13 protein-coding genes are annotated in these 13,131 nt (G+C 34.9%); 3 read left to right on the plus strand and 10 right to left on the minus strand.

Going from position 1 to position 13,131, the window contains the following annotated elements:
* Positions 1 to 439 precede the first annotated feature (439 nt).
* Genes dnaB through AC6HVZ_RS15350 form a run of 4 tightly spaced genes read right to left on the minus strand, consistent with a single transcriptional unit; the run spans position 440 to position 5,248 of the window.
* Entirely contained in the window at positions 440 to 1,807 is a 1,368-nt protein-coding gene (gene dnaB / locus AC6HVZ_RS15335; RefSeq protein ID WP_497559054.1) for a replicative DNA helicase, read from the minus strand.
* A 54-nt stretch (positions 1,808 to 1,861) separates the two neighbouring features.
* Entirely contained in the window at positions 1,862 to 2,308 is a 447-nt protein-coding gene (gene rplI / locus AC6HVZ_RS15340; protein WP_497559055.1) for a 50S ribosomal protein L9, read from the minus strand.
* A complete protein-coding gene (locus AC6HVZ_RS15345; protein ID WP_497559056.1) occupies positions 2,305 to 4,281 on the minus strand; it encodes a DHH family phosphoesterase in 1,977 nt (658 codons plus the stop codon). Before AC6HVZ_RS15345 ends, rplI begins: the two co-directional genes overlap by 4 nt.
* Before the next feature lie 31 nt (positions 4,282 to 4,312).
* Entirely contained in the window at positions 4,313 to 5,248 is a 936-nt protein-coding gene (locus tag AC6HVZ_RS15350; RefSeq protein WP_497559057.1) for a YybS family protein, read from the minus strand.
* Between the two features lie 371 nt (positions 5,249 to 5,619).
* Here AC6HVZ_RS15350 and AC6HVZ_RS15355 point away from each other — a divergent pair, with 371 nt between their 5' ends.
* Both AC6HVZ_RS15355 and AC6HVZ_RS15360 read left to right on the plus strand, forming a co-directional pair.
* Entirely contained in the window at positions 5,620 to 6,108 is a 489-nt protein-coding gene (locus AC6HVZ_RS15355) for a DUF1189 family protein (RefSeq protein WP_497559058.1), read from the plus strand.
* Between the two features lie 4 nt (positions 6,109 to 6,112).
* The gene (locus tag AC6HVZ_RS15360) at positions 6,113 to 6,280 is read left to right on the plus strand and encodes a hypothetical protein (RefSeq protein WP_497559059.1); all 168 of its coding nucleotides are present in this window, start codon (positions 6,113 to 6,115) and stop codon (positions 6,278 to 6,280) included.
* A gap of 301 nt (positions 6,281 to 6,581) precedes the next feature.
* On the opposite strand, the gene rpsR is transcribed toward AC6HVZ_RS15360, so the two are convergent.
* Positions 6,582 to 6,812, minus strand: coding sequence for a 30S ribosomal protein S18 (rpsR, locus tag AC6HVZ_RS15365; RefSeq protein WP_390364252.1), 231 nt, complete (start codon positions 6,810 to 6,812; stop codon positions 6,582 to 6,584).
* Between the two features lie 368 nt (positions 6,813 to 7,180).
* On the opposite strand from rpsR, the gene AC6HVZ_RS15370 reads away from it, so the two are divergent.
* Positions 7,181 to 7,375, plus strand: coding sequence for a hypothetical protein (locus tag AC6HVZ_RS15370; RefSeq protein WP_497559060.1), 195 nt, complete (start codon positions 7,181 to 7,183; stop codon positions 7,373 to 7,375).
* Positions 7,376 to 7,546: 171 nt separating this feature from the next.
* Here AC6HVZ_RS15370 and AC6HVZ_RS15375 read toward each other — a convergent pair whose 3' ends face one another.
* From AC6HVZ_RS15375 to AC6HVZ_RS15395, 5 genes are all read right to left on the minus strand, one after another.
* Entirely contained in the window at positions 7,547 to 8,497 is a 951-nt protein-coding gene (locus AC6HVZ_RS15375) for a hypothetical protein (protein ID WP_497559061.1), read from the minus strand.
* A 526-nt stretch (positions 8,498 to 9,023) separates the two neighbouring features.
* Positions 9,024 to 9,467 carry a DUF6262 family protein gene (locus AC6HVZ_RS15380; protein ID WP_497559062.1) on the minus strand — a complete coding sequence of 148 codons (444 nt, stop codon included), beginning with the start codon at positions 9,465 to 9,467 and terminating at the stop codon, positions 9,024 to 9,026.
* Positions 9,468 to 9,472: 5 nt separating this feature from the next.
* On the minus strand, positions 9,473 to 11,119 hold the full coding sequence (locus AC6HVZ_RS15385) for a tyrosine-type recombinase/integrase (protein WP_497559063.1): 1,647 nt from the start codon (positions 11,117 to 11,119) through the stop codon (positions 9,473 to 9,475).
* Entirely contained in the window at positions 11,109 to 12,515 is a 1,407-nt protein-coding gene (locus AC6HVZ_RS15390; protein ID WP_497559064.1) for a tyrosine-type recombinase/integrase, read from the minus strand. The genes AC6HVZ_RS15385 and AC6HVZ_RS15390 overlap by 11 nt, the downstream gene beginning before the upstream one ends.
* On the minus strand, positions 12,515 to 13,081 hold the full coding sequence (locus AC6HVZ_RS15395; protein ID WP_497559065.1) for a site-specific integrase: 567 nt from the start codon (positions 13,079 to 13,081) through the stop codon (positions 12,515 to 12,517). The genes AC6HVZ_RS15390 and AC6HVZ_RS15395 overlap by 1 nt, the downstream gene beginning before the upstream one ends.
* Positions 13,082 to 13,131: the final 50 nt, after the last annotated feature.

Consider the following 13,131-nt stretch of genomic DNA (forward strand, 5'->3'; position numbering starts at 1 on the left):
TTGCATACATCTCTCAACTTCATAAGCTTCTCTCTCAACTTATTGCATACATCTCTTAACTTCATAAGCTTCTCTCTCAACTTTGCCTGTTATCGGTAAAAATACTGGTGAATTTTATACCTATCATTGTAAAAAGAAGTCCCCTACATTAAGAGAACTCCTTCACCATCGTATAATGTTTTATTTAGCCTAAGTTCCAAGTAGCAAGATCTAAAAATCCCTGCCTTGAAATAGTATAATGATTTATTAAGTCATCACCAGCCTTTTAGCACATGTTCAAAAAGGGGGATAAAAAGGCCGAAAAATTCGTCGCAGTGAAGATTTGAACCCAAGGAAAGCTTCCCTAAAATCACGTCGCACGCAGGAAAGGTGATCTCCCTTCCTTAGTTCTAAGAAACCAAACGAATGCAATAGTCCTTCAAAGGCTGCTTCTCTATGCTTAAACCGGAACAGGTGGTACATCACTTTCCTGATAACGATGATCCAAGTCTACGAATTTATTATATTCCTTCACAAACGCCAATTCCACGTTACCAATTGGACCGTTACGTTGTTTGGAAATAATAATTTCTATAATATTCTGTTTCTCTGATTCTGCATCATAATAGTCATCACGATACAAGAATCCCACGATATCTGCATCCTGCTCAATACTTCCTGATTCACGTAGATCCGACATCATTGGACGCTTATCCTGTCTGGATTCAACTCCACGGGATAACTGTGATAAAGCAATTAAGGGTACGTTTAATTCACGTGCCAGTCCTTTTAATGAACGCGAGATTTCTGAAACTTCCTGTTGTCGATTTTCACGAGAATTCGCATTCCCCTGGATAAGCTGTAAATAATCAATTAATATCATTCCAAGCCCGTGTTCCTGTTTTAACCGACGACATTTTGAGCGAATTTCGTTAACGCGTATACCGGGAGTATCATCAATAAAAATACCTGCATTTGACAAGCTTCCCATTGCCATCGTCAGTTTACTCCAGTCATCTGCCTGCAGCTGCCCACTTCGTAAACGTTGTGCATCGATATTTCCTTCTGCACAGAGCATCCGTTGTACGAGCTGATCTGCTCCCATTTCCAGGCTAAAAATAGCAATATTTTCATCCGTATTTACTGCTATACTTTGAGCAATATTTAAAGCGAATGCTGTTTTACCAACAGATGGACGTGCCGCGATAATAATTAAATCATTTCTTTGAAAGCCGGAAGTAATACGATCTAAATCGCGAAAACCAGACGGAATACCAGTCGTTTCTCCGGTTTGATTATGGAGCTGCTCAATTTTATCATACACATCGATTAAAACATCTTTAATCGCTTTAAATGCGCCTGAGTTTTTGCGCCCGGATACTTCAAGAATATTCTTCTCTGCATCATTTAATACATCCTCTACTTCCTCTTCCCTTTCGAAGCCGGATGTAACAATATCTGTGGCAGTACGTATCAAACGGCGAAGTAATGCCTTTTCCTCCACTATCTTACTATAATATTTAATGTTAGCAGCTGTGGGCACACTCTCAGCTAATTCAGAGAGATATGCTACCCCACCGACTTCATCAAGCTGCTTCAAATTGTATAAATAAGACGTTACAGTAACAACATCTATCGGCTCGCCCTTATCTGTAAGATGCATCATGCCTGCAAAAATACGCTGGTGACTTGCCCGGTAAAAGTCCTCTGCCACCAGTAGTTCAGACGCCGTTGAAAATGCTTCCGGTTCTAAAAATATAGCACCTATTACAGATTGCTCTGCTTCTATATTATGTGGTGGTCTACGATCAGTCCATGCTTCACTCATCGCTCGAGGTTCCCTCCCTTATCCATGGAACAATTTTTCCTCTGAAAAAACAATTTATTTTTCAGTAACATGAACTTTTATTGAACCGGAAACTTCTGGGTGCAGCTTAACCGGTATTGTTGTATAACCTAATGCACGAATTGGCTGGTCTAATTCAATTTTTCGTTTATCAATTTTATAACCATATTCTTTTTCCAGTACTTCCGCAATTTGTTTACTGGTAATCGAACCAAATAGACGTCCAGCATCCCCTGCTTTGGCTTTTAATTCGATAGTAAGATCCGCTAATGTATCTTTTAAATCGATCGCTTCTTCTTTTTCCTTTTGTTCCAATTGGTCATGCTTTCTCTTCTTTGCATCCAATGCTTTCAAATTGCCTGGTGTTGCTTCTTCCGCAATTTTATTTTTCAATAAATAGTTTCGTGCATATCCGTCTGAAACATTTTTCACGTCCCCTTTTTTGCCTTTACCCTTAACGTCTTTTAAAAAAATTACTTTCATTCCAATTCTCTCCCTTCAAAATAATCAGCAAGTATGTCTTTTAACAAGCCTTCAGCATCATCAAGTGTCGTGTCTTCAATTTGGGTGGCTGCATTTGTTAAATGGCCTCCACCATTCATTTTTTCCATAATTACCTGTACATTGACTTCACCTAAAGAACGTGCACTGATCCCAATTCTGCCATCTGCACGCTCAGAGATAACAAAAGAGGCTCTAACCCCAGTCATAGTAAGGAGTGTATCTGCTGCTTGAGCAATCAATACAGGCCCATAGGTTTGACCGGCATCTGCCTTGGATATGGCAATGGTATCTCGATAAATAACAGTTCGCTCAATTAATTTGCTTCGTTTCACATAGAGAGCGATGTCTTCTTTCATAAATTGCTGAACCAATACGGTGTCAGCCCCCTTGGAACGTAAATAGGAAGCTGCATCAAAGGTTCTTGAACCTGTTCGTAATGTGAAGCTTTTTGTATCAACAATGATGCCAGACAATAGCGCAGTAGCTTCTAATCTTTTCAGTTTTATTCCTTTTGGCTGATATTCCAATAGCTCTGTAACAAGCTCTGCTGTTGATGAAGCATATGGTTCCATATATACCAATGTTGAATTGCCAATAAACTCTTCGCCACGCCTATGGTGATCAATAACAACTTTGTATTCTGTTTGCTTTAAAAGATTCTCATTCGCAACCATTGAAGGACGATGTGTATCAACAACAACAACTAAGCTTCTACTTCCGGTAATTGCTTCTGCTTCTTCAGGTTCAATAAAGTGTTGCCATAAATCTTCATCTTGCCTAATTGCTTGCACCAGACGAAAGACACCTGTATCGACATCGTCTGGATCAAATACGATATGACCTTCTACATTGTTTGATTTAGCAATATTTAAAATACCGATTGCAGCACCAATGGAATCCATATCTGGTGATTTATGCCCCATGATCATAACATTATTACTAGCTCTGACCAGTTCTATTAAAGCATGTGAAATCACCCGTGCCCTTACCCTTGTTCGTTTTTCCATCGGGTTTGTTTTCCCGCCATAAAAACGAACTTTACCTTCCTCATCTTTAATGGCTACTTGATCTCCTCCACGTCCAAGTGCTAGATCGAGACTTGATTGAGCGAGCTCGCCAAGTGTCGGTAAATCTACATTACCAAGTCCGATACCAATACTAAGTGTTACAGGATTATTCCGCTCCCCGTTTAATTGACGAACCTCATCCAAAATATCAAACTTATCATTTTCCAGTTGTTGCAAAATTTCTCTTGTCCCAACAGCTAAAAATCGCTCTTGCGAAGTTCGCTTTAAATAAAGACCCTTCTGGTGTGACCAATTATTCAAAATAGAGGTTACTTGAGAGTTCAATTGGCTTTTCAATGTATCATCCATATTTTGTGTGATTTCCTCATAATTGTCTAAAAAGATAATCGCTAACACCGTTTGTTCATTATAATAAAGGGTCTGAAGTTCAGCTTGCTGTGTCCGATCAAACAAATATAGCAAGCGTTCTTCCTTTTTAATCGTTGTTTGGATTTTTAATCCGTCTATTTCAAACCAAACCTCACTATTGTCTTCCTTTATCATGGGGATAAGTTTTTCAGACAATATATCAAGTGAATCTCCAACAATTGAATCATTTTCATCACTAAATCTATTCATATACGGATTTGCCCACTCAATATTAAAATCTTCATTATATAATACAATACCAAACGGCATTTCCAATAACGCCTCTTCTCCCACCTTTTTAATCCGATGGGACAGTGTAGATATATATTTCTCTGCTTCATTCAGTAATGTCTTTTCCGTTCGAATACTATAGTAAAAGGAAGCAGCTAATAATAATGTCATGATGAGCCCTAGCACCCATTGGAAATACCATATTACACCAAGCAACATAATGGATAACAAATAAATAACCCATAAATGACTGCTAAGTGTTGGCTTTTTTTGCAAATCTGGCATAACATTCAGCTCCTAATTACCTAACAACTGTTTATTTTTCCTTCTTGGTCATGCGATCCCTTAATCCAAAACCTATATCAATTATACCTAAAATCCGCACTAAATAAAGTAGTAGCATGGGAAAAAGTAATGTTAAAACTACACTGATAATAGGAAAAACCTTCGACATCTTTTTATGATGAGCATAGAAGAATATAAATGAAAAGCCCTGTAAACTCATTAATAACCCAGTTAATATAAACAGATTATTTATGCCTGTATAAAAAATACTGGATGGATCCGTGTCGAAAAACGATAAAATCAGCACAAAAAAATATACCCAAACAATGGAAACAGGGAAACGAAGTGTACGAAATGGCGGAAAACGAAATTGTTTTTTTTCCAAACGGTTTATAACTTTATAGCCAATCCACTGACTAATAAATGCCATCACAATGGCAACCATTACTAAACCCGCAGGAAATAAATCCTTAAATACAGCGATCTGCTCCTGCATAAGCTCTTTCATTTCCTCCGTTTGTTCTCCCACGCCTATATTTTCTAGAATAGTTGTACTCATTTCCATTGATTCTGTTACTGTTTGTTCGAATTCATCTACCCAGTTTACATCAAACACAATCTGACTAAATACAAAGACAAATAATAACCCGATAATAAACCCTACTGTGCCTCTAGCCCAAGTTTCATAGGGTGATGATTGTTGAAACATTGCACTTCCGATCATCAAACCACCAACACCCATTAGTATTGGTAATGATATGGATAAAACGGTTGTAAAAATGACTGTTAATACTAATGTAACAGCCCACATTAATAATGCCGGCTTCCAATCATACCTTGAAGCAAATATAATAAAAGGGAGCGGTAGTACAATTACCAGTACAGGGATATATAGACTAACGATTACAAGCATCATAAATATCGCAGTTAACAGTGCTCCATCCGTTAATTTTCTTGATTGAACCATCTAATGCACCTCAGCTTAGAAAACTTGGTTTATCGCCAGGGGGTAATGGCGAAAACCCTAGTTACACTAATTTCTTAAAAATATATACTTTTACATGCGTATAAAAACCAGCTTGATTCTATATTTTTATTTCCATTATAATATGATAACATGATTTCTAATGAAATGGTTGTCGAATAAAGCTGAAAAAATATTTCCCAGGGAATATTTTGTAATTTTTGTGTTTCGTTTCCCGTCCAACTATTTCCTTACAAACGCAATCATCGGGAAATGTCATTATTTTTTCATTTCATCATGCGCTTTTTGTATCGTTATCAATTATAATTACATAGATAGACTATAGAATAATTATGAAAACAAGGATGAAAAAAATGATGTTCTTGCAAGCGTTTATCCATAGTATCAAATTACCTAATAAAAAGGCAATGTTCCAGCTTAATCGAATCGGGATGGATTTTACGGTTATCTATATGTTTATTCTACTCTTTCTCGTTTCTATTCCATCATTGATTGACAGGATAACGGCCACAAGTGGACCTGGGGCTGAAATGAGCTTGTTTCTGCTCATTATTTACTTCTTTATATTTTATTATTTACCATTAAATATCATTGTTTTTTTAACGCTTTCCATCATTGCCTATATTGGATCATGGATTGCTCGCTTTATGCATCGGAAACTACGCTATCCCATCCTTTGGAAAATAGGTGCATATACAACAACCATTCCATGTCTGCTTTATACGGTTATTGCCTTGTTTTTTCCTATAAGTGATCTATTTTTATGGGTTTTCCTAGTTTATACATTTGTATTATTAATATGGTGCATATCGATCTATCCGAAACGTAAAATACGATCATAATGCTATGTTAACTTGCAATATTACGCATGGGATAAAGGATGGATCTTTAGTTAATCAATTGGTTAAAGCTGTTGGTATTGGGCATTTACTGGATAGTTATCCCCATCAAATCTCCGGAGGGGAAAAACAGCGTGTTGCCCTTGTACGCACCATCCAGAAGCACTACTACTAGACGAGCCCTGCTCCGCACTGGAAGAAGAAACATGTGAAGGATGACAGAATAAATTGCTCCGATTACATGAGATGTGGGAGATACCGATAATTATCGGTTACACATGACTATAAGGAAGCAATAAAAATTAGCGATAGAATAATTAGGATAGAAAAAGGAAAACTGCTGAAGAACTAATTATTATGTGGAAGAGAATCATCAATCAATTTAAACGTATCGCAAGGATATATTATCAATAAATTAACAGAAATAACAAAAAGCCTCTAAATCCTGCACAAAGCATGAATTAGAGGCTCTTTTATTATTCTGATACAAACGGCAATAATGCCATTGTACGTGAACGTTTGATTGCTTTCGTTAGTTTACGTTGGTATTTTGCAGAAGTTCCTGTGACACGACGTGGAAGAATTTTTCCACGTTCTGAAATGAAACGTCTAAGCAAATCAACATCTTTATAGTCTATGTGTGTAATTCCGTTCGCTGTGAAGTAACACACTTTACGACGCTTAGCGCGTCCGCGACGAGCTGCCATTAATGACCCTCCTTTACTATTCTAAAAAGGCAATTATGTCCTCCGTTCGGTGTGTAATTGGACATATTCCCTTGTCAAACCTGATTTTGTGTGTGTTTTATATAAAATGTGTGTAAATTCGTTTATGTGTGTATAGATAATAATAACGAAATAAAACGCTAATGTCAATGTTAAAAGAATAAGTCACTAAAAACCAATTGACTCAATCTACATTCTATTTTCATAATAGCTTGTCTTAGAAAAGGCTGGTATAATGGAAGTAGAAAGAATAATTAAAGAGTTTCGCTATATAATACTATATTATAGATGAAATAAATATATAGAGAGACATGACATTAGTTTTTTGAAGTTATTAAGGAGATGGTGGAATGTTTGGTTTAGAATCAGCTCATTTGATTGGAATTATTTCAATATTGCTATTTATTTTTTGCTTTTATTTCACACTTAACTTTATTGAGAGTATACATGAAGGTGATGGACGTGTCACTAAACAGTCAAAACTGATGGCTATTGTTTGTTTAGTTTTATCCTTATTTATACCAGTCCTTTATAATTTGTTTTAATCCAGAATTAAATAATCAGACATAACTAAACTGATCCAACTGATATTAATTTTTTGTTCCTTATAGAAAATTATTTTATTGTTTTTTCTAAGTTGAGAAAAGACTGTTACAGAAGTTTGTAACAGTCTTTTTATTTTAATGACAAATAAGCTTGGAAGAGTTATCTCTTATTTAAAGTCTTATAGAAGCATGAGTGTTCTTTTGTATACTGAATGAACTACTAGAAACCCCTGAGAAGGAAATACTTGGATATCCCCATGTAATACCAAAGGAGTAGTTAACCGAGACATTTTTTTGAGCATGACCATATCTTCCATACACATCAAGGTAACTCGGATTTCCACTAGAAGATGCTTTTTCTACCTCATAATACATATACATATATAAATCTGTAACCTTTTCAGCCGAGTGTGTATCATTCTTCAGGTTCATTTTTAGACCGTAACCTTCGCCTCCCTTATTCCATTTACTACTTGAGGAATTATATGTTGCATTACCATAGTAAGCCTTACCCCAAGTTGTATTTGTTAAAGTCCAAAATTGTTTTCCATAATAAGTACCCGAAACGTTTCTTGGCCTAAAAAAGCTTGAGTTAATTGCAGCACCAATTACATCATGGCTCCTTGTTTTTGGTATTACATCCCAATTCACGTGATTTCGAACTCTATATCTTCCATTCGATAACTCAATGATAGATGTTGTCATAGTTTTATAAGATGTATACCCAGTATCTGAAGATGAATTTAATGAAACATCCCCTTTTTCTTCTTTAGCTTCTTTTACTCGCTTTTGATACTCCTCTTTGTTTAACTCAATGCCCTCATTTGCTGTTGACTTTTGTAAACTATTCATACCTTCATCGTCATGTTCCGTAATCTCATAATATTTAACAGACTCGGAAACAACTTCACCAACTAAATCTTTATTAAGGTCAAATTCTTCTTTGTTCATATTTTCAATATCATATTCTGTAAATCCTAAATTAATTAATCTATCATATTCATCTTTGTGAATTTCTAAACCATTATTATTTACTAATTTAACAGTTTCCTCTGCACTAACTGTATTTCCAAATGTAATAAGGAGTAAAGTGAATAATGAAAATACAAGTATTTTTTTCATCTTTAAATCCCCCTCTTGTTATTAATAGCTATAACTTTCATGCCTTTAATTGCGGATTACAACTAAAATCCGTCCCCAATCCCGTATTTTACATTAAACGATTTTGTAACTACTTGAAGGTTACCAATTGTACATAACATATTCTGATAAAAAATTTAATAGATTCAAGAAAACTCACACCCCTTCTATATTTTATTTCGTTAGGAATTTAAACATTATAACTCTTCTATGCTGTATAATTACTTAACCAAAGGTTACCATAAAATTAATAATCTGTAAATTGGGAAACTATTACGTATTTCGACATCTTTCTCCCTTAGTTTCTCTGTTTTTCAACATTAACTTTCTCAGAAGAGGAAAGTTTGCCGATATTTTATAGAACTCCATTGATGCATTGCTGAAAACTATACTGTACATTTTTTTCAACACCAAATAACGAAACTGTACCCAAGAGGCTAAAACGGGTCAACTTTTTAAAGCCACTCCAAGTATTTTTTAAATATAGTCCCTCCCAATATAAAGCCTTTTATTTTAGAGACTTTATCTTTTGGGCTTCAAGTCTTTCTATTTTCTGTTGTAACATTTGAATTCTATTCTTTAATTCAGCTTTTTCTATTACCAAATTCCTATTATTTTCTAACAGTTTCGCATTTTTTTCACGTTCTAATTTTAAGTCTTCCCTTGATTTTCTATATCGTTCTTCAAGGAGTTTCCTTCCAGTTAGAGGCTTATTTTTAACTTCGGTAGCTGAACCAGCTGCAACTTCTTGTAATGCTTTATTTTGCTCTTCTTGAATATGTATGGCTTGATCACAGCGTTGTTTTAATTCTGGGTGGTTATAAATAGTCTTTCTTGCAACCCCAGCTTTCTCAGCAATTTTAGAGATTGATAGTTTTTTCTTTCCACGTCTTAGATTGGTAATAGCCTGATCTATCCTAATAAGCATATCTTGTTGTTTATCATTTGCCATTATGTTTAACCCCCTAGCATAGCGGGATCTTTATATTCTGTATTGTCTTTTTCCCCTGAGTAATTCAACTGTTTTTCAAGATCTTTAATAATATCTACTAAATAGGATTCCATTCTTCTTAACTTATTTTCATAAGGCCCTTCACTTGGAACTTTGGATAATTCATTTCTGACTCTCTCTAAACGCCCTTTATGTACATTAAGAAACTCTGGTGTCGTTAAAAAATTTCGGCATCCTAAGCAAACTCCGTCACCAGCACAAGGTTCATTACGCATTGGATGATGTAAGCACAAACCATGTGATAAAACTTGGATTTTCATAGCCCTACGAAGTTTATCAACTTGATCAGTTGTTTTACCTTTAAACGGGTTATGTTCCCTCAATTTATCTTTAATTTGAAGTGCCTTTTTTCCAGATAATATAGCACCTTCATTTAGAACTTCATTAAATCGTCTCTTTACTTCTTCTTCGATTGGATGAGTATAATGCTGTGTTCCACGTATTGTTTTATGGTTCATAATTTCGGAAATTACTTCTATTGAGGCCCCACCTTTTAGAGCATAAGTAGCAAATGCATGTCTAAGCGTATGAGAAGTAAAATCTATTAATTTACCATTTGAATCATAAAATTGATGTTCTCTTAACCAAGGTCTAAGATAGTTTTTATTCCAATTAGGATGGTTAACAAGTGCAACTGGATATCCTTTCTCATTTCTTTTCCTATTTAAAAACAAATAGGGTAATCCTGACTCTTTTCTTAATGGCATTGAATATTCTTCTAATTTGGATATAACTTCGATAACTAGTTCGTTCGCCGGCTTTAGGACCTCAATACGTTCGGAATGTAACTTTTCTGTACCACAATCAATCATTGTTTCTCCGCCTATTGGTTTTAGACACCCTGTTTCAATCGTAATGATTTCACTTATTCTTAGTCCAAGTTGTAATGTAATGACAGTTGCCGATGCCACAAGTATATTTCTATTTTGCTCTAAATCTTTCATAGCTGTTTTTACTATTTTATCAATTAGGTCTTCATCAGAAACCTTAGCTGCCAACTTTTTCATCTGCTTTTTTGAATCAGTTTTTAGGGCTTTATTATTAATAATTTTATCATCATACAACCTTTGAACATATCCAACATCGTCTGGAACATCCCAACCTTTTACACTCCCCTTAATAAGAACTTCTTTAATCGCAAGTGCTGCTTTTTTTATTGTTACAGGACTTATAGGGTTACCCGTTGTTTCACTTTTTGCAATAAGTAAATGGTCAAAATATGCTATAAGAAGCTCTTTGGATATTTCAGCAAATGATTCTACCTCTGGCACATATTCATTAATAAATTTTATGTATTTTACAATACCATCCATGCTCCTTTTTGCAGTCAAAATATCTCCTGTAGTCATTTCGTGATGCATAAACCATTTAACTACTTCTAACATTTCTGGCTTATGTTCAAATGCATAAAATTTTATTTTTAATTTTGCCCCACTAAGATGCTTCTTATCGACATATCCATTAAAATCCCACTCCATATCTGAAAACATACTATTTCCACAATGAAAATCCTTTTTTGGATTGGAAGGATCATAATCAAATAATGGTAATGCTTTTTCTTTAACCTTTTCTGTATTATTCTTAACTTCCACTCCCAATCACCTCTAATCGGTCTATAATCGTTTCTAAGGCATGTTCTATCGTTTCTAAATGATTTTGGGAACCAATATACTCAGTAGCCATATAAAACTCTCTATCAGCCCGTAATCGTTCTAAATGGCTTTTATGAACCGGAAGATGAGCAGGAGTTGTAATGAACTTGGGACAAATAATACACATATTAAATCTTGCACATATATTGCCTTGGTTATCAATTGGTTTTTTACAAGCTCCGTCTGGTAAAGAGGCTGCTTTTAAAGTGTCTGTATCCAACTTCTTCCCCTTTCCCATTGACTCTTCACTTATTTCTTCTACAATCATCCCAATAAAACCTAATTTGCTATACTCTTTTTGAACTGTTTGATTTTTTAATTTTGCATATCCAGCTGTGGAATGTAATGATTCATGTCCTAGATAGTCACGTATTTCAAAGATTGACATACCTCGATTTAACATTTCTGTTCCTAACGTATGACGGAATGCGTGATAAGTTAAAGGGTATAAATCTCCTTCACTGTCTGTTATTTTATGTTTTTTTACGAAACTATATAGTTGTGGTCGAAAAATTCCTTGAACCAACCTATCAAAACGTGGAGGTCTTGCTTTCTTCAACCAATAAACAGTTAAATTATCGGAACCGATTGCAATCCTACCTTCTTCCGATAACTCTTCAAGAGTTTTAACTGCTCTCTTTACACGTTGAGACACAGGAATAAATCTTTCAGTATTGTTTTTAGGAGAAATAACGTGAAGCACAGGCTTTCCTGTGAAATCCTCAGTAATATAACCTTTTGTAAGTTCTAACGCCTCACTTAACCTTATTCCAGTATCGATACCAATCTCTACTAAACATTTAAGGATTAGGTTTTTTTCTCTTTTTAATGCTGCTTCAATCTGTCTCATTACATCATCTGGAATGTATTTGGTTTTAAGTACATCTTCCGTTTTAACTACTTTATATTCATCTCCATCAAACACTTCTTTGTTTGGAAACCCATCATATTCAAATAACCGACCAAATTGCACCAGCCATTTAAGTGAACATAATGAAATATGCCTTGTCGAATTAGCGATATCTTGTTGTTTTAGATAAAATAAAAACATTTGAGTGTGTTGATGTGTTAGGTCTGCGAATGTGTCTAATTGTATCCCATACTGTTCTAAGAATTCAAAAAATCGCCTTAATCCGCTGTTATATCTATTAAGAGTTTCTACACTTGGCTTTTTAAGTGTCATACATTCTATTGTTATCTGCTTCTGAATCTTCTTAAACCAGCTATTCGGCAAATATGTAAAATCAAAGGAAATAGTATTACCTAAACTTGTGGGATAATCAATTACCCATTTATCTGTTTTAATATCAAGCGTTCTTATTACTGATTGTTTCATTACTCAAAATCACCGCCTCTTTGTTCCATAAATCCTGCATACGCCTTTGCTTGGGCTTCGTAGGAAATATGCATATACTTTTTTGTTGATTCAATGGAACTATGACCTAATCTATCCATAATGTAGACTTCACTATATCCACTTTCTTTTAATTCTGTACCGTGAGTATGTCTTAACATATGAGGGGTACATTTTATTCCTGTTTCTTCAGACAACTCTTTGAAAATAGTTTCAACAGTACTTCTTATCATAAATTTACCTTCTGAAGAAGTGCTATGATTAACGAATATTGTATCTATCTCTCCTATTTGTGGTCGAAAAGATAATACATAGTCCTCTATGGCATATATTAATCCCATTGAAACTGGGATATCTCTTTCTATCGTTTTTAGGCTATGGTCCTTGTGATAGTATGGCTTATGTTTTCTTACATAAATTGTACCTATCTGCTCCGTTGGATTAGGTTCGCTGTAATCCATAAGTCGTAGTCCCAATGCTTCTCCTATCCGACAACCTGATTCATAGAGAAGTTTAAATAATAGTTTATTTCCCAAGTTTGGTGACATAAATTTCCAATTCCTTTATTATCAACAGTTTGAAGGCTTTAATTAATTTT

The organism is Oceanobacillus sp. NCCP-135 (assembly GCF_059698015.1).